The sequence below is a fragment of the Streptomyces sp. MGP-P1 genome (assembly GCF_057766565.1).
Window position 1 is genome coordinate 1,045,782 of the sequence record NZ_JBYMEM010000001.1, and the last position, 21,193, is coordinate 1,066,974.

A 21,193-nucleotide genomic window follows, 5' to 3' on the forward strand; every position below is an offset into this window, starting at 1 on the left:
GCGCGGGGTTTCGGGAGAGGAAGCAACGCCATGCCGAAGGAGACCGCCGTGTACACGCACGGCCACCACGAGTCGGTCCTGCGCTCGCACCGCTGGCGGACCGCCGCCAACTCGGCGGCGTACCTCCTCGACGAACTCCGCCCCGGTCTGGCCGTGCTGGACGTCGGCTGCGGCCCCGGGACCATCACCGCCGATCTGGCCGCACTGGTCGCCCCGGGCCGGGTCACCGCGGTGGACACCGCCGAGGACGTCCTCGGCCAGGCCGCCGCGGTGGTCGCCGAACGGGGCCTGGACAACGTCGGGTTCGCGGTGGCCGACGTCCACGCCCTGGACTTCCCCGACGACTCGTTCGACGTGGTCCACGCCCATCAGGTGCTCCAGCACGTGGGCGACCCCGTCCAGGCGCTGCGTGAGATGCGGCGCGTCTGCCGCCCCGGCGGGGTGGTCGCGGCGCGGGACAGCGACTACGCGGCGATGACCTGGTATCCGGAGGCTCCCGGTCTCGGCGAGTGGCTGGAGGTGTACGGTCGGGTGGCCCGCGGCAACGGCGGCGAGCCCGACGCCGGCCGCAGGCTCCTCTCCTGGGCGCGGCGGGCGGGGTTCACCGACATCACCCCCACGGCGGCCGCCTGGTGCTTCGCCACTCCGGAGAGCCGCGCCTGGTGGAGCGGCCTGTGGGCGGACCGTACGACGGACTCGGTCTACGCCGAGCTGGCGGTACGGGGCGGGCACGCGAGCGCCGAGCAGCTCACGGCCATCGCCGGGGCGTGGCGCTCCTGGGGCGAGGAGGGCGACGGCTGGTTCATGGTCCCGCACGGCGAGGTGCTCTGCCGGGCGTGAGGTGAGGAGCGGCCGGCACGGGGTGAGGCGGTGCGGTACGGGGCGAAGAGGGGGATCCGGCCCGTCCGGAACCGATCACACCGGTGGCGGGCGCCAACTACCCTCGTGGGCATGGAGATCCTCGGAACCACGCTGCGTATCTGCGTCGACGACCTGGAGCCCTCGGTGGCCTTCTACGAGGGGCTGACGGGCACGTCGGCCCTGCGCTTCGAGCGCGGTGGGGTGTCGGTGGCCGCGATCGGCTGCTTCCTGTTGATGAGCGGGCCCGAATCGGAGCTGGAGGTGCTGCGCAAGGTGGGCGCGACCATCGCCGTCAAGGACGTCGACGAGGCGAACGCGGCGCTGACCCGGGCGGGCGCGCGGGTCATCGCGGGACCGGTGCCGACCCCGGCGGGCCGTAACCTCATCGCGCTGCACCCGGACGGCTCGGTCTTCGAGTACGTGGACCGCAACGTCACCGTCTGACCGGCCGCCCGGGGCGCGTTGGTCACTCCTGGGGCGGGCGCATGCGGAAGTCGTAGGCGTCCGGCAGCGGTTCGTCGCTGACGGACGCCCACAGCTCGCCGAGGATGCCGGCCCCTTCGCGCAGGTCGGCGACCTCGAATCCGGCGTCGAAGACCTCCCGGGCCGCCCCGGTGTCGCCCTCGGCGACCAGGATCCGGGCGAGGAGCAGCCGGAAGCGTCCGCGCGCACGGATCTCCCCCGGCAGCCCGGCCAGCAGCGCCCGGGCCGCCCCCGGCCGGTCGGCCGACAGGTGTGCCTCGACGGTCTCGCGGGCCAGGGCGACGAGGAGGGCGGTGTTCTCCTCCGCCGCCGTGAGGTCCTCCGCTCCGGCGGCCCCGAGGTCCGCGAAGGCCTCGGCGTACAGCTCGGCGGCGTGGTCCGGCCTGCCGCTCTCCTCCGCGGCAACGGCGAGGCAGCGCAGCAGGGGCCAGCGCGGGGCGGGGGCGCACTCCAGGCCGCGTTCCCAGCTGCGGACGGCCTGGGCCCGGTCATCCGCGTGCCACTGCGCGACGCCGAGGTGGTATTCGGTGTGCGGGTCGGCGTCGGCGGTCTCCAGCATGTCCCGCCAGGGCCGCGAGACCGGTGTCGGGCCGGGTATGCCGTCCGGGCCCGGCTTCGGCAGGGTTCCGTGCTCCAGCAACTCCCGCCATGGGTCCTGCTGGGCGCCGATGGCGGCGGCGGGGAACGGGGTGCCGGGCAGCCGGTGGCCGCCCCGCAGCACCTCCAGCGCGCCCCAGCCGGAGCCGGTGGCGAGCACCTCGCCCGGTTCGGCGTCGGCGTGCGGCAGCCAGGCCGCGTACGCCTCGTCCACCGCGCCCCGTGGGAGAGCCTCCTCCAGCCGTGCGGCGGCCTCCTCGGTGGCCGCGGCCCAGTCCCGGCCGTGCACGGCAGCCGGGTCGGCGGAGAGCGGGCCGTAGGACTCCAGCCAGCTGAACGCGGCGCCCGCCTCCAGCGGGACGTGCTCCAGCTGGGTGCGGGACAGCCCGGCCTGGATCTCCGCGTAGCCGCCGTCCCCGGGTCCGTTCAGCCACTCCTGCCAGCGGCGGCCGCCCCGCCCGTGGCCCCAGCGGAACAGTTTGCGGCCGCGCAGCAGGTCGGTGGAGGTCTGGGCGAGCCCGTGGCCGTCCTCGTCGAGCGCGGCGATCCAGCGCCGGGCGCCGTCGGGCAGCTCGTAGAAGTGGTCGGCGGGGTACTCGGAGCGCAGCGGATAGGTGTGGTCGAGGCCGCCCGACTCCGGGACGCCGACCCGGGTGAGGGTGTGGTCGTAGCCGAAGTGCCAGGCCTCGTCGGCCGGGGCCAGTACGCGGGTGTCCGGGGTCTCCGGGACGGCGATGTTGGACCACCAGTAGACCGGAGCGGGCTGTTCGTGCGGGTTGCGTATCCGCACGCCGACGTGGAGGAAGTCCGAGTCGTCGGGGAGCCAGAGGTCTACCTGGAAGGGCAGGTCGCGCAGTCGCTCCCATTCCCAGAGCCGGACCATCGTCCCGCCGTCGGGTGCGGGCACCAGAGCGGCGTGGAGCGGTGCGCAGGACAGGGTGGTGTGGCCGGTGGCGCCGATGTTCCACTCGATCCCGCCGGAGAACCAGGCCCCGTTGAGGGCGAAGGCGGCGGGCTGGAGGACCGGGTTACGGTGGAGCAGTTCGCGCCCGGTGGGCTTGTGGTGCAGGGAGTGGATCCGGCCGCCGAGCCCCGGCAGCACGGTGACGCGTAGCCGGGCGTTCTCGATGACGACGGCGTCGATGTCGGTGGGGGTGCGCTCACGCCCGTAACCGTCGAGCAGCCGGGTGGGCAGTACGGTGCGCAGCGGCCGGTGGCCCAGTTGCCGGGCCATGTCGCGGGGCAGGCCCGCCCTTTCCCGGGGGTCGAGCACGGGCGGCGGGGCGGGCGTCCGCAGCGGCGGGAGCGGGTTCTCCGGCCCGAGCGGCGCTGCGGGCAGGTTCAGTACGGCACGTCGTACGGTCGTGGCCAAGGCACCCTCGTTCCCTCGCGGCGGGCCGCCGCAGGTCCGGGCGCCCCCGGTGACCATGGAACACGCAGGTGGCCGCGTGGGCCAGAGGCCCGTCGGCCGGATTTTCGCGGGCCCGGGGCCCGCACGGCCGGGGCCGGGCCGTCAGGCGTCCGGGGCGGTGTCCGTGAACGCGTCGACGACGAGGTCGGCGAGCAGCGCGCCCGCCGTGCCGTCCGGGTCGAGATCGGGGTCGTAGATGGTGACGTTCAGCCCGACGCAGCGCGGGGAGGAGACGAGCGTGCGCAGCAGCGGGGCGAGTTCGTGCGGGAGGAGTCCGCCGTCGTCGGGGCTGTCGACGGCGGGCATGACGGTCGGGTCGAGGACGTCGGCGTCCAGGTGGACCCAGTAGCCGTCGAGTGCGGGGGTCTCCAGGCTCTCCACGGCGGCCCGCGCGAGGACGTCCGCGCCCCACTCGCGGATCTGCCCGACGGTCGCGTGGGGGATCTTCAGCGCGGTCAGCTCGGCCTGGTCCTCGTCCTCGTCCCGCATGCCGAAGAGGCGGACGTCCTCGTCCCTGAGGTAGGGGCCGAGCCCTTCGAGGTCGCTGAGGTCCGCCTGGCCCCGGCCGGTGGCGATGGCCAGCTCCTCGCCGCCGGCCGCGCCGATCCGGCCGCTGTTGCCGGAGTGCCGGAAGTCCGCGGATCCGTCGACGGCGGCGAGTCCGTACCGGCCGAGGCGGCGCAGGGCGAGGGCCGCGCCGAGCTGGATGGAGCAGTCCCCGCCGAGGACCAGGGCGAACTCCCCGGCCCGTACGTGGCCTTCGATACGGTCGGCGAGGGTGCGGGTGTAGCGGGCGATGGCGGCGGCGTTGAACACCCCGTCGCCCTCCTGCCAGTCGCCCAGGTCGTAGCGCGGCGGGACGACGACACCGCCCTCCAGCGCTCCGAGGCGGCGCACGATCCGTTGTTCGCGCAGGGCGCCGGCCAGTTTGTAGCAGCCCGGGACGGTGCCGGGCGCCGGCGGGCGCAGCCCGAGATTGGAGGGGGCGTCGAGGACCACGATCGCGCGCATACGGCCCATCCTCGCCGCAACGGCCCGGGGCCCTCAAGCGGTTTCACCGTGCGGGAGTAGACCGGCGCGGGGCCGCTGTCACTTGCCCTTGCGGCGGAAGAGGTAGCCGCCGCAGCCGAGGCCGATCAGGAACATGGCCAGCAGCGCGAACCAGAGGGGCATCGTCACCTCGGGGATCAGCACCCGGATGGTGACGTCGTTCGTGTTCACGCAAATGAACACGATGACGAGCACGACCACCACGGCGACCACGATGCGCCCCGGAGTGAGCCACCCCGTGCCGCGCCCGCTGCCGCTCGATACGTCCTTGGGGCTCATGTTCCGGCCCTTCCGCTCGCTTCTCGCCTTCCGGCCCGCCCGTCGTGCACGCGACCGCCCCCCGGGGTCCCAGCATGTCCGGCTGTCGGGTTCGGGGGGCGGTGCTGTACGGCCGTTCGGGTGAACGAGGTGGCGGGCGGGCGTCAGCCGGCCGGGACCACCGGGAGTTCCAGTACGCCGGTGTCCTCGGGGGCGTGGACGACGGTGACGGGCTTGACGCCCCGGTTGCCGAAGTAGGCGGTGTCGCTGGCGGCGATCACGAACTCCAGGCGGTGCCCCTTCTCGTACCGGTGGACGATGCCGGGCAGTTCCACCGTGAAGGGCCGGGTGACGTCGGGGACCCGGACCGGGGAGACGAGCCGGTTCACCAGCGTACGGCTGCCGTCGGGCGCGACGTCGTAGACCTTGGCGAACAGGACGAGCTTGTCGGAGGCGTCACCGCTGTTCTGGACCTGTTCCGCCTTCGGCGAGAGAACCTTCAGGGTGGCCCGCGGCGAGCCGACGACGTCGAGGGGCTCGGTGAGCGGTTCGCCGCGCCAGCCGAGGTAGGTGCCCTTGGTGTCGTACGGCTTCGGATCGGGCAGTCCGATCAGCGGGGCGATGGAGCTCTCGGAGTGGCTCGTCGGCACGAGCCAGTTGGTGTACTGACGGCTGCCGCGCGCGACCTTGGAGCGGTTGTCGACGAGTTTGCCGTCGCCGGAGAGATACAGGGACCGGGAGAGGGCGGGGACGCCGTCGGCGGTGCCGTAGCCGCTCCGCCAGTCGCGGTAGTAGGAGAAGGCGGGACCGGTGTCGGTGTCCGTCTTCTGGTGGAGGTAGCGGTCGAACCAGGCCAGTACCCGCCGGCCGACGTGGCTGGTCTCCAGATTGCCCTGGCTCAGGTCGAGTTCGCCGGGGGCCTGACCGCCACTGTGTCCCCAGGACTGCCAGATCATCTTGGTCTCGGTGCCCTGCGCCTTGAGCGTCCGGTAGCTGGCGGTAGCCTCGTTGAGGTTGAAGAGGCTGTCGGCCTGGCCCTGGACGATGAGCGTGGGGGCCTTGACCCGGTCGAGGTAGGAGACGGGCGAGACGCTGCGCGCGTAGGCGAGCATCCGAGCGGTGCGGTCGGCGGGGTAGCGGCCGGAGTTGAGCAGCCGGATGGTCTCGCAGGCGCGGGTGGCGAAGTGCAGGCAGTCCAGCCGGTTGACGCGGGAGGGGTCCAGGCTCGGGTTGAGGAGCGGCTGGCCCTCGCCGATCAGGTAGAAGCCGTTGGTCCACTGCCACTTGAAGACGCCGGGGGTGTCGGAGGTGACGCCGGTGCGCGCCCCGGTGTTGTTGGGGGCCAGTGCGTAGCCGAGGTCGTTCCAGGTGATCAGCGGGACGAGGGCGTCGACCCGGGGGTCGACCGCCGCGGTCGCCAGCTGGATCGCGCCGCCGTAGGAGCCGCCGATCATCCCGACCCGCGGGTCGCCGTCGGCGTCCCTGGTGACGAAGTCGGCCTCGGTTCCGTCGTCGGCCGCCCGGACTCCCCCGAGGAAGTCCAGGAGTTCGCTCGCCGCCTTTCCGTCGATGGCGGGGTCGTCGAGGGTGATCAGGCAGCCGGACTCGCCGAAGCCGAGGCCCGAGTAGACGAGCCCGACGTAGCCGCGCTCGGCGAAGGCCTTCCCGATGGTGTCGGTGGAGCCGTCCGACTTGCTGCCGCCGAAGCCGTTGGTGGCGAGGACCGCGGGGGCGGGACTGTCCGCGTCGGCCCCGGCGGGCCGGTAGAGGTCGGCGTCCACCGTGCAGGTGCGGTCGCCCGCCTCCACGGTGAACTCCAGCGGGGTGACGGTGTACGGGCCGGCCTCGGCGTGGACCGGGCCGGCGAGGACGAGGGGGGCGACGAGGGCCGCCCCGGCGACCGCCACGAGCGGGCCGCGCACTCTGGAAACAGCACCTGACACGAAGACCTCCACACCGAGGACACCTTACCGGCCGGTAAGTATTGGGCCGCGCTCATGCCGTGACACAGCTCATGGCCGTGTCAACGTATCGGTCAGCGGTTCTTGACGGATGTTCACGTTCCGCGGGAGGACACGCACATCCTCGCGCCCGCGCGGACGGCGGCGCGGGCGCGGACGGCGGCGGAGGGGCCGAGGAGGTTCAGCGCAGGGCGGGGGTCTCGACCGTCAGCGTGCAGCGACCGCCGTCCGCCGGGGCGTCGAGCACCGCCAGAACGCCCAGGGGGATCGTCAGCGCGGTGGGACCATGACCAAATCCCAGCTCCTCGACCACGGGTATGCCCAGCGGACCGAGCCGGTCGGCGAGGACGGCGCGGATCTTCTCGTACGGGCCGCACTCCTGCCAGGAGCCGCACACCACCCCGGCGACTCCGTCGAGGGCTCCGGACCGCAGGAGCCGTGTGAGGATGCCGTCCAGCCGGTAGGGCTCCTCCCCGGTGTCCTCGATCACCAGCAGTCCGCCCCGGGCGTGGGCCCGGCCGCCCGGGGTGCCGGCTCCGGCGGCGAGCAGGCTGACGCAACCGCCGTACAGGACGCCCCGCGCCCGGCCGGGGACCAGGGCCCCGGCCGACTCCAGGCCGAGGGTGGTGACGGTCTCCGGGGCGAAGAGCGTGGCGCGCAGGTGCTCGCGGGTCGCCGCGTCCTGGAGGAACGTCTCGGTGGCGATCATCGGCCCGTGCAGGGTCGCGAACCCGGCGCGCAGGGCGAACGCCTCGTGCAGCACCGTGATGTCGCTGTAGCCGACGAACACCTTGGGCCCGGCGGCCCGGACCGCCGCCCAGTCGACGAGGTCGACCATCCGGTGGGCGCCGTACCCTCCCCGGGCGCAGAGCACGGCCTCCACGGTGGGGTCGCACCACGCCTGTTCGAGGTCCTCCGCACGACCCGCGTCCGACCCGGCGAGGTAGTCCAGCTCCGGGTGCGTGGTGCGGACATGGGTGCCGACGACGGGTTCGAGTCCCCAGTCGCGCAGGACGGCGATGCCCTCCTCCAGCCGGTCGGCGGGGACGGGGCCGCTGGGCGCGACGACGGCGACCCGGGAGCCGCGGCGCAGCCGGGGAGGCCGGGCGAGGGGCATCGCCGGGCCGTGGGCCGCACGGGTCACGTGGTCAGCTCCAGGGGCGGCACGTCGGGGCGGTCGATACCGAACGTCTGCGCGTAGAGGGAGAGTTCGGCCTCCAGCGCGCGGACCAGGGTCTCCACGCGCCGGAAGCCGTGGCCCTCCCCCTCGAAGGCGATGTAGGCGTGGGCGACGCCCCGGCCGGCGAGGGCGGCGAGGAACCGCTCGCTCTGAGCGGGCGGGCAGATCACGTCGTCCAGGCCCTGGAGCAGCAGGAAGGGGGTGTTCAGCCGGTCGGCGCGGTGGAGCGGCGAGCGTTCCCGGTAACGCTCGGGCACCTCGGCGAACGGGCCGACGAGGGATTCCAGGTACTGCGACTCGAAGTCGTGGGTCCCGTCGGTGGCCCACCCTTCGAGATCCAGGACCGGGTAGAGGATCGTCCCGCAGGCGTAGAGGTCGGTGCTGGTCAGCGATGCGGCGGTGGTCCAGCCGCCCGCGCTGCCGCCCCGGACGGCGAGCTTGTCCGGGTGGGCGGCGCCCTCCTCGACGAGGGCCGAGGCGACGGCCGCGCAGTCGGCCACGTCGACCACGCCCCACTGGCCGCGCAGGAGTTCGCGGTAGGCGCGGCCGTAGCCGGTCGAGCCGCCGTAGTTGACCTCGGCCACCCCGATGCCGCGCGAGGTGAAGTAGGCGATCTCCAGGTCGAGGACGAGCGGGGCGTGGCCGGTGGGCCCGCCGTGCGCCCAGACGACGTACGGGGGTTTCTCGCCCTCGGGGCCGGTGCGGTCGGGGCTGCGGGGCGGGTAGATGTGGGCGTGGATCTCGCGGCCGTCGGGGCCGGTGAAGGTGCGGTCCTCGGGCACCGGGTAGTACGCGGGGTCGACCGCGTCCCGGTGGGGTGCGCCGATGACGCGGGTGTGCCCGGTCGCGGTGTCCAGCTCGACGATCTCGGGGCCGCCGCGGGGACTCGCCGCGACGCCGACGACCCGGCTGCCGTGGACGGCGAGCGTGTCGGCCCAGGCGGTCCAGGGGCCCGGCACGTCGGCGAGTTCACCGGTCTCCGGGTCGAGGATGCCGAGCCGCATGCCGCCCCTGCCGTGCAGGACGGCGATGAGTCCGTTGTCCAGCGGATGGAACCAGCGCAGCCCGATCTTCCAGAGGGGTCCGCCGAACTCCTCGCCCCGGGGCGGCAGGAGGCGGCTGCTGGGGACCGCGCCGCCGGGAGGCGCGTCGGGGCGGATGCGCTGGAGCTCCCACCAGTCGGCGAGGTCGGAGACGAACAGGAGGCTGCCGTCGCGGTCCCACTCCACCTGGCAGACCGATTCGTCGTGGTCGCCGACGAGGGGCCGTACGCCGTTGAACCCGCCCGCGTCGTCGATGTCCGCCAGCATGACCACCGTGCCGTCCCACGGCATCCGGGGGTGGTCCCAGGCGATCCAGGCCGCCCGGCGTCCGTCGTGGGAGACCTTGGGGCCGGTGACGAACCGGTGTCGGTCGTCGGAGAGTTCACGGACCGCCGCCCGGTCGCCGGCCGCCGAGCCGTCGAGCGGCACGGCGGCGACGACACGCCGTACGTCGGTGGGGGCGGGGCCGGTGAACTCCTCCAGCACGCACCAGACCTCGCCCGCCGCCCCGTGCTCCGGGCGGACCTGCGGGTCCACCCAGCGCAGCCCGCCGCCGACGTCGGAGACGGGGGTGAGCGGCCACGGCTCGTCGGGCCCGTCCGGGGCGTAGGCGTACAGCCGCTGGTCGGTGAAGTGGACGAACACCACGAGGAGTTCGCCGTCCTCGCGCACGGTGCCCGCCCAGGGCTGTCCGCCGTACTCGATCACCCGGCTGCGGGTGTTCCAGGGGGCGGGCAGCGCGGGGGCGGTGGTGCCGTCGGCGCGGCGGCGCATCAGGGCGCGCCGACCGTCCTCGGCGGGGCGCGGCTCGGTCCACCACACCTCGTCCCCGATGGTGCCGAGGTGGTCGGGGCGGCCGTCGTGCGAGGCGGCGAGTGCCGCGTCGACCGGCGACGGCCAGGTTCCGTACGGGGCTGCTGGCACGGTGTTCACGTAGGACGGTCCCCCCGGGGCGCGGATCGGGTCGGCAGGCGGTCAGGCGGTGCGCAGGTAGTGGTCGAGCACGCGGACGCCGAAGTGGAGGGCGTCGACGGGGACGCGCTCGTCGACGCCGTGGAAGAGCCGCTGGTAGTCGAAGCCGACGGGCAGCTTCAGCGGGGTGAAGCCGTAGCCGGTGATGCCGAGGCGGGAGAACTGCTTGGCGTCGGTGCCGCCCGACATGCAGTACGGGACGGTGTGCGCGTCCGGGTCGAACCGCTCGACGGCGGCGCGAAGCTTGGCGTACGTCGGGGAGTCCACCGGGGCCTGAAGGGCCGTCTCGCGGTGGTAGAACTCCCAGGAGACCGACGGGCCGGTGAGCCGGTCCAGGGTCGCGTGGAACTCGTCGTCGCCGCCGGGGACCATGCGCCCGTCGACGAAGGCGGCGGCATGGCCGGGGATGACGTTGACCTTGTAACCGGCGTCCAGCATCGTCGGGTTGCTGCTGTTGCGGACGGTGTTCTCGACCAGGGACGCGGCCGGTCCGAGCTTGCCGAGGAGTTGGGCGACGTCGAAGCCGGGGTCGTCCAGATCGGCGGTGATGCCGTGCAGGGCGGCGATCTCGATGATCGCGGCGCGGACGGTCGGGGTGAGGCGGATGGGCCACTCGTGCTCGCCGATCCGGGCGACGGCGGCGGCCAGGGTGCTCACCGCGTTCTCCCGGTTGACCTTGGAGCCGTGTCCGGCCCGGCCCTCGGCGGTCAGCTTCAGCCAGCCGGTGCCGCGCTCGCCCGCGGCGATCGGGTACAGCGAGAGACCGTGGCCCGCGTGGAAGGTGAACGCCCCCGACTCGCTGATGCCCTCCGTGCAGCCCTCGAACAGCTCCGGATGCTGATCGGTGAGGAAGCCGGAGCCGTCGGCGGCGCTGTCCTCCTCGTCGGCGGTGTACGCGATGACGATGTCGCGCCGGGGGCGGAAGCCCTCGCGGGCCCAGCCCCGTACGACGGAGAGGACCATCGCGTCCATGTTCTTCATGTCGACGGCGCCCCTCCCCCACACGACCCCGTCGCTCACCTCGCCGGAGAAGGGGTGCACGCTCCAGTCGGCGGGCTCGGCGGGCACCACGTCGAGGTGGCCGTGGACGAGCAGCGCGTCGGCCGACGGGTCGGTGCCGGGAATCCGGGCGACCACGTTGGTCCGGCCGGGGGTCCGCTCCAGCAGCGTCGGCTCGATCCCGGCGCCGGAGAGCCGTTCCGCGACGTACTCGGCGGCCGGCCGCTCCCGGCAGTCGCCGCCGCCCCGGTTGGTGGTGTCGATGCGGATGAGTTCGGAGGTGAACGTCACCACCTCGTCGAGCGCCTGCCGGTCCACGGGTCCGAGCAGGTCGGGGGCCTCAGCCATACTGTTCCTCCACAGCGGCCGACACGATCGTCGTCACCGCCTTGAACGTGCGAATTCCTTCGTACATCGTCGCGCTGGTGTACGCGACCCGCCTCTCACCGCTCGCCCCCACCCCGGGGACCACGGTCGCGGCGGCCGCCAGATGTTCGGCGTCGAACTCCAGCTCGATGGTGAACGTCTTCCCGGTGACGGGATCCCGCCGCCCCGCGAGCTCGGTGGCCGTTTTCGCCGCCGCCCTGATGTCGGCGGCGGTACGGGCGGGGGTGCGGCACACCGCGGCGTAACGGGAGACGTAGTCCTTGACGGCGACCTTCCGGGCGTCGGGTGCGTATCCCTCGGCGTCCACGCAGGTCAGGTCGTCGCCGGTGACGAGGACGACGGGCACGCCGTACTCGGCGGCGACCTGCGCGTTGAGCAGCCCCTCGCTCGCGCGGACGTCGTTGATCCAGACGCCGGTGATGGAGTTGGCGAGGTAGGTGTGGGCGAGGACGCCCTCCGTGCCGGCTCCGGTGTGGTAGCCGACGAAGGCCACCGCGTCCACGTCGCCGTGCTGGATGCCCTCGACCATGGACAGCGACTTGTGCTTCCCGGTGAGCATCTGGACGCGTTCGTCCATGTGCTCCAGCAGCAGGTTGCGCATCGACCAGTGGGCTTCGTTGACCAGGACCTCGTCGGCGCCGCCGTCGTAGAAGCCGAGCGCGGCCGCGTTCACGTCGGAGGTGAACATCGATCGGCAGCGCTCCCACTGCGGCGTCCCCGGCAGCACGTCGGCCGGCCAGGTCACTCCGGTGGCGCCTTCCATGTCCGCGCTGATGAGGATCTTCATGCCGCCACACCGTACGCGCCCCGAGCGGCGCGGGCCAGGGAGGGGCGGCCCGTCAGAGGTCCAGCCCGCCGAAGGTCCCGCCGGTGCCCCGCATGCCCGTAGCCCCCGCGTGCTGAAGACTGGAAGGGGCCCGACGACTCACGTCCCCGGCGTCACGTGCAGGAAAGGCCAGAAAGGCGAGGAACCAGTATGTGCGCGCAGCAGGACGACGCGGGTGCCCCGCCTCACCACGGGTCCGGCACGGAACGGGACACGGACCGCTCGGACCGCTTCGAGGTCGACGAGGAGGTCCAGCACGCCCTGGACCGGCTCACGCTGCTCATCAACGCGGCGGAGGCCCTTTCCAGCACGCTCGAAGTGGACCAGGGGCTCCGTCGACTCTGCCGCACGCTCGTCCCCGGCCTCGCCGACTGGTGCGCGGTCGACCTCCTGGACGACCACGGACGGCTGCGCAGGGTCGTCGTCGAGCACCGGGACGCCGATGTGACGTCCCCGGGCCTGGACGAGGGGCTGCTGCCTCCGGCCGAGGGGTCGGCCGCCTCGGTCGCCCGAGCGCTGCTCGGTGTGGGTCCCGTACTCCTCACGGACTTTCCCCCGCCGAAGGACGGGGACGACCCGCTGTGCCTCCGGGAGAAGCAGCTTTTCGAGCGGCTCGCGGCCGATACGGCGGTCGTCGCCCCGCTGAGGGCCCGGCGACAGGTGCTCGGCGTGCTGACGCTGGCCCGTACCCGCCGGGAAGTCCGGCTGACCGAGGACACCCTCTCCCTCGTCGAGGACCTCGCCCACCGCGTGGCGCTGGCTGTCGACAACGCGCGCCTGCACGCCGAGGCCCAGCACACGGCCGAGCGGTTGCAGCGCTCCCTGCTGCCCGAGCTGCCCACGGACGGGCCGCTCGAAGTGGCCGCCCGCTACCAGCCCGCGAGCACCACCGCGCGCGTCGGCGGCGACTGGTACGACGCCTTCGTGCTGCCGGACGGGGCGATGACACTGATCATCGGTGACATCGCGGGGCACGACCTGCGGGCCGCGGTCATGATGAGCCAGACCCGCAACATGCTGCGCGGCATCGCCTGCGACCGCAAGGAACCGCCCGGCAAGATCCTCGCCCGGCTGGACGCGGCCCATCACATCCTCTATCCCCATCAGACGCTGACCTGCATCTACGCGCTGGTCGAACGGCTGAGCGCGGACGAGCCGTGGCTGCTGCACTACGCGGTCGCGGGTCATCCCGCCCCCTTGCTCGTGACGCACGACGGGGAGACCCGCTTCCTCACCGGTGGCCGCAGCCTCATGCTCGGGGTGGAGCCCGAGGTCCATCGCCCCGCCACGACCGACACGCTGCCGCCCAACTCGACCGTGCTGCTCTACACGGACGGCCTCGTCGAGCGGCGCGAGGAGGACCTGGGCCGGGGTCTGGCGCGCCTGCGGCAGCACGCGGCGGCCCTGGCCCGCGAGCCGCTCACGACGTTCTGCGACGAGATCCTGGAAGGGATGGCCGGAGGCGGTTCGGACGACGTCGCCCTGATCGCGGTCAGAACGGCACCCCCGCACGCCGGGCCCACCGTGGCCACCACCTGAGCAGCCGGGACCTTGGCCGACCGCTGGTGCCGCGTGAGCGCGCCGAAACCCCCCCGTCACACCGGCCGTACGCGAGGGTAACGGCGGCTGCCTAGCGTCGCCCGCCATGGACACCCGCATACAGCTCGCCGAACCGGCCCCACCGGACCCCGCACCGCCCGCCGCACCGGACACCGGTCAGGCGGTGCGGGAGACCCTGGAGGACTACACCCTCCGCTTCGCGCCGCGCAGTTACCGGCGCTGGACCCCGATGGTCGTGGCGACCACCGCGCTGGGCGGCATCGCGTACATGGCCGACTTCTCCATCGGCGCCGGCATCGCGATGGCCCACGGCACCGGCAACGCGCTGGTCGCGATCACCGTCGCCGCGGCCCTCATCTTCGTCACCGGCTTCCCGCTCGCCTACTACGCCGCCCGCTACAACATCGACCTGGACCTGATCACCCGGGGCTCCGGCTTCGGCTACTACGGCTCGGTCCTCACCGGCGTCATCTTCGCCAGCTTCACCGTCATCTTCTTCGCCCTCGAGGGCGCGATCATGGCCCAGGGCCTCAAGCTCGGCTTCGGGCTGCCGCTGTGGCTGGGCTACGCCGTCTCCACGCTCATGGTCATCCCGCTCGTCGTCTACGGCATGAAGGCGCTCAGCAAGCTCCAGGTGTGGACCACCCCGATCTGGCTGCTGCTGATGGTCGGCCCGCTGGTCTATCTGGTCGCCACCGAACCGGGCACCGTCGACAGCTTCCTCGCCTACGCGGGCACGGACGGCGAGGGCGGGGTCAACACCGCGTCCGTGCTCCTGGGGGCTGGCGTCTGCCTCTCCCTCATCGCGCAGATCGGTGAACAGATCGACTACCTGCGCTTCATGCCACCGAAGACCGGCGCGAACAGGCGTAGTTGGTGGACGGCGGTGGTCATGGCCGGTCCCGGCTGGGTGGTGCTCGGCGCGCTCAAGCAGGCCATCGGCGTCTTTCTCGCCGTCTACATCCTCTCCGAGGTGGGACCGGCCGCGGCGACCGAGCCGATCCAGCAGTTCCGCGGGGCGTTCGACGCGATGATGCCGTCCTGGCTGGTGGTCCCGCTGGCCGTGATCCTGGTCGTCATCAGCCAGATCAAGATCAACGTGACGAACGCGTACTCCGGTTCGCTGGCGTGGACGAACTCCTTCACCCGCGTCACCAAGCACTACCCGGGCCGCATGGTCTTCGTCCTGGTCAACCTGGCGTTCGCGCTGGTGCTGATGGAGGCCGACATGTTCAGCTTCCTCAACGGCGTCCTGGGCTTCTACTCGAACTGCGCCATCGCCTGGGTGGTCACCGTCGCCACCGACATCGGGATCAACAAGTACCTGCTGAAGCTGTCCCCGCACGCGCCCGAGTTCCGCCGGGGCATGCTCTACGCGGTCAACCCGGTCGGCGTGACCGCGTTCCTCGCCGCCTCCGGGCTGTCCATCGCGATGTACTTCCACGCCTTCGGGGACACGCTCCAGCCGTACTCCCCGGTCGCCGCCGTCGTGATCGCCTTCGTCCTCACCCCGGTCATGGCGGTCGTCACCCGGGGCAGGTACTACCTGCGCCGGAGCGACGACGGCATCCCGGCGCCGCTGCTGGACGCCGAGGGCAATCCGAGCGCGGTCACCTACGACTGCCACGTCTGCCGCCAGTCGTACGAGCGGCCCGACCTGGCGGCCTGCCCGGCGCACGAGGCCATGGTCTGCTCGCTGTGCCTGAGCACGGACAAGGCCGGCGAGCACGTCCTGCCGGCCTCGCCGGCGGTACAGCCCTCCCCGGCCGTACCGCCCTCGCGCGCCTGACCGGCGTCAGGCCGTCTTCGCGTCCCGCAGCAGCTCCTCGATCCGGGACAGCTCGTCCTCGGTGAAGTCCAGGTTCCGGACGGCCTCGACGCTGTTCTCCAGCTGGGCGACGCTGCTCGCGCCGACGACGGCGGAGGTGAGCCGGCCGCCGCGCAACACCCAGGCCAGGGCCAGCTGCGCGAGCGACTGACCGCGCTCCTTCGCCAGCGCGTCCAGCGCGCGCAGCCGCTCCACCAGCTGCGGGGTGACGGCGTCGGCGGACAGGAAGGGGCTGGCGCCCGCCGCCCGGGACCCGGCCGGAATGCCGTTCAGATAGCGGTCGGTCAGGATGCCCTGCTCCAGCGGCGAGTAGGCGATGGACCCGGCGCCCAGCTCGTCCAGGACGTCCGGCAGCCCGTCGTCCTCGATCCGGCGGTCGAGCATCGAGTAGCGGGGCTGGTGGATGAGGAGCGGGGTGCCGAGGTCCTTGAGGATGGCGGCGGCCTCACGGGTCTGCGCGGCGGAGTAGTTGGACAGCCCGACGTACAGCGCCTTCCCCTGCCGTACGGCGGAGTCGAGCGCGCCCATGGTCTCTTCGAGCGGGGTCTCGGGGTCCGGCCGGTGGGAGTAGAAGATGTCGACGTACTCGACACCGAGGCGCTCGAGGCTCTGGTCGAGCGAGGAGCGCAGGTACTTGCGCGACCCCCACTCCCCGTACGGCCCGTCCCACATGTGGTAGCCGGCCTTGGTGGAGATGACGATCTCGTCGCGCAGATGGGCGAAGTCGGTCGCCAGGGCCCGGCCCAGGGTGAGTTCGGCGGAGCCGGGCGGCGGGCCGTAGTTGTTGGCCAGGTCGAAGTGGGTGACGCCGAGGTCGAAGGCGCGGCGCAGGATGGCGCCCTGCGTCTCGGGCGTCCGGTCGCCTCCGAAGTTGTGCCAGAGGCCGAGGGAGAGCGCGGGCAGCTTCAGACCGCTGCGTCCGGTGCGCCGGTAGGGCATGGCGGAGTAGCGGTCGGCGGACGGGAGGTACATACGGACTCCGCGAGGGGTACGGGGGTGGCGCGCCGGGACCGGCGCGCACCCGGCCCAGGCTTCCGCAGATGGATCCAGCAGTCCAACAGGAGATTCTGCTCGCATTCATCGCCTAGATTGCTCAATCATGGAACTGCGTCAGCTGGAGCATTTCGTCGCCGTCGCCGAGGAGCAGCACTTCACCCGCGCGGCCGAGCGGCTCGCCGTGTCGCAGTCCGGGCTCTCCGCCTCCGTACGGGCGCTGGAGCAGGAGTTGCGGACCCCCTTGTTCAGCCGCACCACGCGCACGGTCCGGCTCACCGAGGCCGGGCGGGCGCTCCTGGTGGAGGCGGAGCGCACACTGGCGGGCGCGCGGGCGGCGCGGGACGCGGTCGACGCCGTACGGGGGCTGCTGCGCGGGACGCTGACGGTCGGGGTCGAGCAGTGCGTGGCGGGGGTGAGCCCGGCGCGGCTGCTGGCGGCGTTCCACCGGGAACATCCGCAGCTGGAGCTGAGGCTGCGGCAGGAGGGCACCAGCAGCCTGCTGGAGGGCGTGGCCGGCGGGCGCCTCGACCTGGCGTTCGCCGCGACGGTGAGCCCGGCGGAGTGGCGCGGGGAGCTGGTGCCGCTGGCCCGGGAGCCGATGGTGCTGCTGTGTGCGGCGGGGCACGCGTTCGCCGGACGGCCGGAGGTGGGGTGGGAGGAGCTGCCGGGGTCGTCGTTCATCGACTTCCATCCGGACTGGGGTCCCCGGCGGGCCGCCGACGAGGCGTTCGCGGCGGCGGGGGTGCGCCGGACGGTGGGTCTGGAGGTCAACGACGTGCACAGCCTGCTGGAGCTGGTGCAGGAGGGGCTGGGGATCGCGGTGGTGCCGCACCACTTCTCCCGCAAGCCGGAGGCGGCCCGGCTGGTCGCCGTGGAGCTGACGGGCGCCCTCCGGCCGGTGTACGAGAGCGTGGTGGTGCTTCCGGCGGCGCGGAGCCTGAGCCCGGGGGCCCGGGCGCTGCTGCGGCTGGTGCGGGAGGACCCGCTGCGGGAGCCGGGGCCGGCTCCCGCGGGGCCGACGCCGAGCTGAGTCCCGAAGCCGCACCGGACCGGCTGCGGGGGCCCTTCCCGTTCCCGTACGTCTCGGTCCCGTACGGCTCACTCCCGTACGGCTCAGTCCTCGTGGCCGAGTTGGAGATCGCGTTCGGTGCGGCCGCCGCCCGCGACCTGGAGGACGGTGGCGACCGGGGGGTATCCGGCGGCGATCACGGTGTACTCGCCGGACGACAGGTCGACGAACCGGAACGACCCGTCGGGTCCGGTGGTGAGGGTGTCCACCACGTTGCCCGCCGCGTCGAGCAGGGTGACCCGGGCGTCCTCGACGGGGCGTCCGCCGGTGGCCCGGACGACGCCGCGCAGGACGGCCCCGCCCGCCAGCTCGATGTCCTGCCGGGTCTCCCGGGCGGCCTGCACGCTGACCGGGAGGGCGGCCGGGCGGAAGGCGGGGGCGCTGGCGGCCAGGGTGTACTCGCCGGCGACCAGTTCGCCGATGACGTAGCCGCCCTCGTGACCGCTGCGGGTGGAGGCGACGACCTCGCCGCGTACGTCGGTCAGGGTGACGGCGGCGTCCCGTACGGGGGCCCCGTCGGGGGTGAGGACGGATCCGGCGAGGCGTCCGGCGCCGCCGAGCACCACGTCCAGCTCGACGGGACGCTCGCCCACGGTGACGCTGACGGCCTGCGGCTGGTGTCCGCCCGCGGCGGCGATCAGGACGTAGGAGCCGGCGCCGGGGACGCTCAGCGCGTACCGCCCGTCCTCGCCGCTGGCCCCGCGTCCGATCTGCCGCCCCTGGACGTCGATGAGGGTGAGGGCGGCGCGGGGGACGGTGGTGCCGTCGGGGTGCTGGACGCCCCCGTGGACCGGGATGCCGGAGAGGTAGCCGGAGGCGGGCCGGCCCGAGTCGGCGCGGGCGGCGGGAATCGGGGAGGTCATGGCCTCGGCGGCGGCTTCGGGGCTGTGGTGGGACACCAGCGGTTTCTCCTTGAGGAAGAAGGCGAGGATCAGGCCGAGCACGAGCACCGGCACGAGGTACAGGAAGATGCGCGGCATCGCGTCGACGTACGCCTGGATGTAGGCGTCGCGCAGCGCCGGCTCCATCGCGTGGACGATCTGCGGGGTGATCGACTCGGGGTCGGGCAGCTCCGCACCGGCGGGCAGGCGCACCCCGAGCGCGTCGGAGAGCCGCCCGGCGAACAGCGTGCCGAAGATCGCCGCCCCGACGCTGCCGCCGATCTGCCGGAAGTAGTTGTTGGCACTGGTCGCGGTGCCGAGGTCCGAGGGGCGTACGGAGTTCTGCACGGCGAGCACGAGGACGGACATGACCAGTCCGATGCCGGTGCCGAGGACGGCCTGGTAGAAGCTGTACGCCAGGGGGGAGGTGTCCGCCTCCAGCAGGGACAGCAGCCCCATGCCGACCACCGAGACGGCGCTGCCGACGATCGGGTAGATCCGGTAGCGGCCGGTGCGGGTGATGAGCTGGCCGGAGACGATGGAACCCCCCACGATGCCCATCATCATCGGGAGCATCAGCAGCCCGGACTCGGTGGCGCTGACCCCGTCGACCATCTGGAGGTAGGTCGGGAGGTAGCTCGCCGCCCCGAACAGCGCGACGCCGACGACCGCGCCGACCAGACCGGTGACGTTGAAGACGGAGTCGCGGAACAGCCGCAGCGGAATGATCGGTTCTGCGGCCCGGTGTTCGGCGGCGACGAAGAGCACCGTCGTGACGACCGCGCCGACCGCGAGCCCCAGGATGGTGCGCGAGCCCCAGGCGTACTCGGTGCCGCCCCAGCTGGTGACCAGCACCAGACAGGTGGAGGCTACGGCCAGGAGCACCGCGCCCAGGACGTCGAGCCGGGGCCGGACGGCGGGTTTGGGCAGTTTGAGGACGACGGCGATGACGGCCAGGGTGACCAGGCCGAAGGGGATGTTGATGTAGAAGCACCAGCGCCAGGAGACGTGGTCGGTGAAGAACCCGCCCAGCAGCGGGCCGGCGACCGAGGCGAGACCGAACACCGCGCCGATGAGGCCCATGTAGCGGCCGCGTTCCCGGGCCGGGACGATGTCGGCGATGATCGCCTGGACGCCGATCATGAGACCTCCGCCGCCGATGCCCTGGAGGGCGCGGAAGGCGATCAGCTCGTCCATGGTGCGCGACCAGCCCGCGAGGGCGGAGCCGATGATGAAGACCACGATGGCGAACTGGAAGACGCCCTTGCGGCCGAAGAGGTCGCCGAGCTTGCCGTAGAGCGGCAGGACGATGGTGGAGGCGAGGAGGTAGGCGGTGACGGCCCAGGACATCTTTTCCAGGCCGTGCAGCTCACCGACGATTCTCGGCAGGGCGGTGGCGACGATCATCTGGTCGAGCGCCGCGAGCAGCAGGGTGAGCATCAGCCCGAGGAAGACCATGCGGACCTTGCGGGGGCTGATCTCCGCCGCGTCCGGGCCGGGCCCCGCCGGAGGGGGCGGCGGGGGCGGTGCGGCGGGCAGCTCGACCGTGGCCGCCGCGCCGTCCCGCGGCGTCGGGCCGCCCGGTCCCGGGCCGTCCGGCTCGTCCTTCACCAGCGTGATACCACCCACCACGTAACGCTCCCCTCGTCGCACCTGCGCCGCCCATTTCTCGCATCGCGCGGTGAGGCGGGGCAAACGTGGCGAGGGGCGTACGCGGCGCGCACGAAGGGCTTATGCGCCGGTGGGAGGTGCTACGGCGCACAACCGGCCTCACCGGAAGACCACCCGTTCCGGTGAGGCCGAACGTCCCGCGGAGGCCGGACCTCGCCCGGCCTCCGGTGCGGCGAGGGGAGTCGGGACGCTCCCTGCTCGTCGGTCCTACTTCTCGACCTCGGTGGCGAGGTTCTGGAGCAGTTCGTCGTAGATCCGGCCGAGGCCCTTGGGTGCGAAGGTCCGCTCGAAGAACCCGCCGATGCCGCCCGCGCCGTCCCAGACCGAGGTCACGACGGCCTTGGACTTTCCCTCACCGGCCGGGGTGACGGTCCACGTGGTGACCATGGAGGAGTTGCGGTCCTTCTCGACGAGCTGCCCGTCGGTCGGCTCGCTGACCTCCAGCAGGCAGTCGCGGACGCGCTTGCTGGTCGCCTGGAGCTTCCAGTGCACGAGGCTGCCCTCGCCGTCGCCGCCCTCCCGGACCTCGTACTCGCTGAAGTGCCCGGTCAGCACCTTCCCGCGGACGTCCTTGTAGTCGGCCAGCGCGTCGAACACCGCGTCTGCGTCCGCCGCGATGATCCGCTCCGTCGTGGCCTCGACCTGCGCCATGGCTGTTCCTCCAGCAGTCGGTTGTTCGGTGGGTGAGCTGAGCCAACCACCTCGGGCGCAGCCGCTCAAAATCGGGGCCGTCCGGGTTCAGGGGCGGCGGTCCCCGAGGACGCAGAACTCGTTGCCCTCCGGGTCGGCGAGCACGACCCAGCTCGCGTCACCCTGGCCGACGTCGGCGCGGTGGGCGCCCAGGCCGATCAGCCGGCGGACCTCGTCGTCCTGTTCCCGGTCGCTGGGACTGACGTCGATGTGGAGCCGGTTCTTGGCGCTCTTGCCCTCGGGCACCCGTGCGAAGGTCAGCGCCGGCGGTACGGGACCGGGTCGGTCCGCTCCCCCACGCGTCGCGGGCGGGCCGATGGTGACGACGCCTTCCTCCGCGTCCCCGTCCCGTACCTCGTAGTCGAGGACCGAGCACCAGAACCGGGCGAGGCCGACGGGATCCGCGCAGTCGATCGCGAGCTCGGTGAACTTACTGGCCATGGTCGGGACCTCCCGGTCGGTCGGATACA

Annotated in this window: 17 protein-coding genes; 5 read left to right on the plus strand and 12 right to left on the minus strand. The window is 72.9% G+C overall.

What is annotated here, in order from left to right; all coding sequences use genetic code 11:
• Nucleotides 1-30 precede the first annotated feature (30 nt).
• Nucleotides 31-840 (plus strand): class I SAM-dependent methyltransferase, encoded by an 810-nt coding sequence (locus AC3CH1_RS04720; protein WP_488461691.1) that lies wholly within the window; start codon nt 31-33, stop codon nt 838-840.
• 111 nt (nt 841-951) lie between these two features.
• Complete coding sequence (locus AC3CH1_RS04725; protein ID WP_488461692.1) at nt 952-1,305, plus strand: VOC family protein; 354 nt, start codon at nt 952-954, stop codon at nt 1,303-1,305.
• Between the two features lie 22 nt (nt 1,306-1,327).
• On the opposite strand, the gene AC3CH1_RS04730 is transcribed toward AC3CH1_RS04725, so the two are convergent.
• From AC3CH1_RS04730 to AC3CH1_RS04765, 8 genes are all read right to left on the minus strand, one after another.
• Nucleotides 1,328-3,313 carry a DUF5107 domain-containing protein gene (locus tag AC3CH1_RS04730; RefSeq protein WP_488461693.1) on the minus strand — a complete coding sequence of 662 codons (1,986 nt, stop codon included), beginning with the start codon at nt 3,311-3,313 and terminating at the stop codon, nt 1,328-1,330.
• A gap of 141 nt (nt 3,314-3,454) precedes the next feature.
• Nucleotides 3,455-4,363 (minus strand): arginase family protein, encoded by a 909-nt coding sequence (locus AC3CH1_RS04735; RefSeq protein WP_488461694.1) that lies wholly within the window; start codon nt 4,361-4,363, stop codon nt 3,455-3,457.
• A gap of 78 nt (nt 4,364-4,441) precedes the next feature.
• On the minus strand, nt 4,442-4,681 hold the full coding sequence (locus tag AC3CH1_RS04740) for a LapA family protein (protein WP_018955215.1): 240 nt from the start codon (nt 4,679-4,681) through the stop codon (nt 4,442-4,444).
• 143 nt (nt 4,682-4,824) lie between these two features.
• Nucleotides 4,825-6,582: a CocE/NonD family hydrolase gene (locus AC3CH1_RS04745; RefSeq protein ID WP_488462146.1), complete on the minus strand. Its 1,758-nt coding sequence runs from the start codon at nt 6,580-6,582 to the stop codon at nt 4,825-4,827.
• A 220-nt stretch (nt 6,583-6,802) separates the two neighbouring features.
• Entirely contained in the window at nt 6,803-7,738 is a 936-nt protein-coding gene (locus tag AC3CH1_RS04750; protein ID WP_488462147.1) for a S66 peptidase family protein, read from the minus strand.
• A 23-nt stretch (nt 7,739-7,761) separates the two neighbouring features.
• Nucleotides 7,762-9,777 carry a S9 family peptidase gene (locus tag AC3CH1_RS04755; protein ID WP_488461695.1) on the minus strand — a complete coding sequence of 672 codons (2,016 nt, stop codon included), beginning with the start codon at nt 9,775-9,777 and terminating at the stop codon, nt 7,762-7,764.
• A 42-nt stretch (nt 9,778-9,819) separates the two neighbouring features.
• Nucleotides 9,820-11,163, minus strand: a complete 1,344-nt coding sequence (locus AC3CH1_RS04760; protein WP_488461696.1) for a M20/M25/M40 family metallo-hydrolase — start codon at nt 11,161-11,163, stop codon at nt 9,820-9,822.
• Nucleotides 11,156-11,989 carry a M55 family metallopeptidase gene (locus tag AC3CH1_RS04765; protein ID WP_488461697.1) on the minus strand — a complete coding sequence of 278 codons (834 nt, stop codon included), beginning with the start codon at nt 11,987-11,989 and terminating at the stop codon, nt 11,156-11,158. The genes AC3CH1_RS04760 and AC3CH1_RS04765 overlap by 8 nt, the downstream gene beginning before the upstream one ends.
• A gap of 189 nt (nt 11,990-12,178) precedes the next feature.
• On the opposite strand from AC3CH1_RS04765, the gene AC3CH1_RS04770 reads away from it, so the two are divergent.
• A complete protein-coding gene (locus AC3CH1_RS04770) occupies nt 12,179-13,567 on the plus strand; it encodes a PP2C family protein-serine/threonine phosphatase (RefSeq protein WP_488461698.1) in 1,389 nt (462 codons plus the stop codon).
• A gap of 106 nt (nt 13,568-13,673) precedes the next feature.
• Complete coding sequence (locus tag AC3CH1_RS04775; RefSeq protein ID WP_488461699.1) at nt 13,674-15,377, plus strand: purine-cytosine permease family protein; 1,704 nt, start codon at nt 13,674-13,676, stop codon at nt 15,375-15,377.
• Between the two features lie 6 nt (nt 15,378-15,383).
• Here the strand turns inward: AC3CH1_RS04775 and AC3CH1_RS04780 are convergent, their stop codons facing one another.
• Nucleotides 15,384-16,388 (minus strand): aldo/keto reductase, encoded by a 1,005-nt coding sequence (locus AC3CH1_RS04780; RefSeq protein WP_488461700.1) that lies wholly within the window; start codon nt 16,386-16,388, stop codon nt 15,384-15,386.
• 127 nt (nt 16,389-16,515) lie between these two features.
• Between AC3CH1_RS04780 and AC3CH1_RS04785 the strand changes: the two genes are divergently transcribed.
• Nucleotides 16,516-17,442 (plus strand): LysR family transcriptional regulator, encoded by a 927-nt coding sequence (locus AC3CH1_RS04785; RefSeq protein ID WP_488461701.1) that lies wholly within the window; start codon nt 16,516-16,518, stop codon nt 17,440-17,442.
• An 83-nt stretch (nt 17,443-17,525) separates the two neighbouring features.
• On the opposite strand, the gene AC3CH1_RS04790 is transcribed toward AC3CH1_RS04785, so the two are convergent.
• From AC3CH1_RS04790 to AC3CH1_RS04800, 3 genes are all read right to left on the minus strand, one after another.
• Nucleotides 17,526-19,994 (minus strand): MFS transporter, encoded by a 2,469-nt coding sequence (locus AC3CH1_RS04790; RefSeq protein ID WP_488461702.1) that lies wholly within the window; start codon nt 19,992-19,994, stop codon nt 17,526-17,528.
• A 246-nt stretch (nt 19,995-20,240) separates the two neighbouring features.
• Nucleotides 20,241-20,684, minus strand: a complete 444-nt coding sequence (locus tag AC3CH1_RS04795; protein ID WP_488461703.1) for an SRPBCC family protein — start codon at nt 20,682-20,684, stop codon at nt 20,241-20,243.
• Between the two features lie 87 nt (nt 20,685-20,771).
• Complete coding sequence (locus AC3CH1_RS04800; RefSeq protein ID WP_488461704.1) at nt 20,772-21,164, minus strand: VOC family protein; 393 nt, start codon at nt 21,162-21,164, stop codon at nt 20,772-20,774.
• Nucleotides 21,165-21,193: the final 29 nt, after the last annotated feature.

What these genes read in the sequence shown, in the direction of transcription:
- AC3CH1_RS04720 (WP_488461691.1), top strand. Translation starts at nt 31, where the DNA reads ATGCCGAAGGAGACCGCCGTGTACACGCACGGCCACCACGAGTCGGTC.
- AC3CH1_RS04725 (WP_488461692.1), top strand. Translation starts at nt 952, where the DNA reads ATGGAGATCCTCGGAACCACGCTGCGTATCTGCGTCGACGACCTGGAG.
- AC3CH1_RS04735 (WP_488461694.1), bottom strand. Translation starts at nt 4,363, where the DNA reads ATGCGCGCGATCGTGGTCCTCGACGCCCCCTCCAATCTCGGGCTGCGC.
- AC3CH1_RS04740 (WP_018955215.1), bottom strand. Translation starts at nt 4,681, where the DNA reads ATGAGCCCCAAGGACGTATCGAGCGGCAGCGGGCGCGGCACGGGGTGG.
- AC3CH1_RS04750 (WP_488462147.1), bottom strand. Translation starts at nt 7,738, where the DNA reads ATGCCCCTCGCCCGGCCTCCCCGGCTGCGCCGCGGCTCCCGGGTCGCC.
- AC3CH1_RS04760 (WP_488461696.1), bottom strand. Translation starts at nt 11,163, where the DNA reads ATGGCTGAGGCCCCCGACCTGCTCGGACCCGTGGACCGGCAGGCGCTC.
- AC3CH1_RS04765 (WP_488461697.1), bottom strand. Translation starts at nt 11,989, where the DNA reads ATGAAGATCCTCATCAGCGCGGACATGGAAGGCGCCACCGGAGTGACC.
- AC3CH1_RS04770 (WP_488461698.1), top strand. Translation starts at nt 12,179, where the DNA reads ATGTGCGCGCAGCAGGACGACGCGGGTGCCCCGCCTCACCACGGGTCC.
- AC3CH1_RS04775 (WP_488461699.1), top strand. Translation starts at nt 13,674, where the DNA reads ATGGACACCCGCATACAGCTCGCCGAACCGGCCCCACCGGACCCCGCA.
- AC3CH1_RS04780 (WP_488461700.1), bottom strand. Translation starts at nt 16,388, where the DNA reads ATGTACCTCCCGTCCGCCGACCGCTACTCCGCCATGCCCTACCGGCGC.
- AC3CH1_RS04785 (WP_488461701.1), top strand. Translation starts at nt 16,516, where the DNA reads ATGGAACTGCGTCAGCTGGAGCATTTCGTCGCCGTCGCCGAGGAGCAG.
- AC3CH1_RS04795 (WP_488461703.1), bottom strand. Translation starts at nt 20,684, where the DNA reads ATGGCGCAGGTCGAGGCCACGACGGAGCGGATCATCGCGGCGGACGCA.
- AC3CH1_RS04800 (WP_488461704.1), bottom strand. Translation starts at nt 21,164, where the DNA reads ATGGCCAGTAAGTTCACCGAGCTCGCGATCGACTGCGCGGATCCCGTC.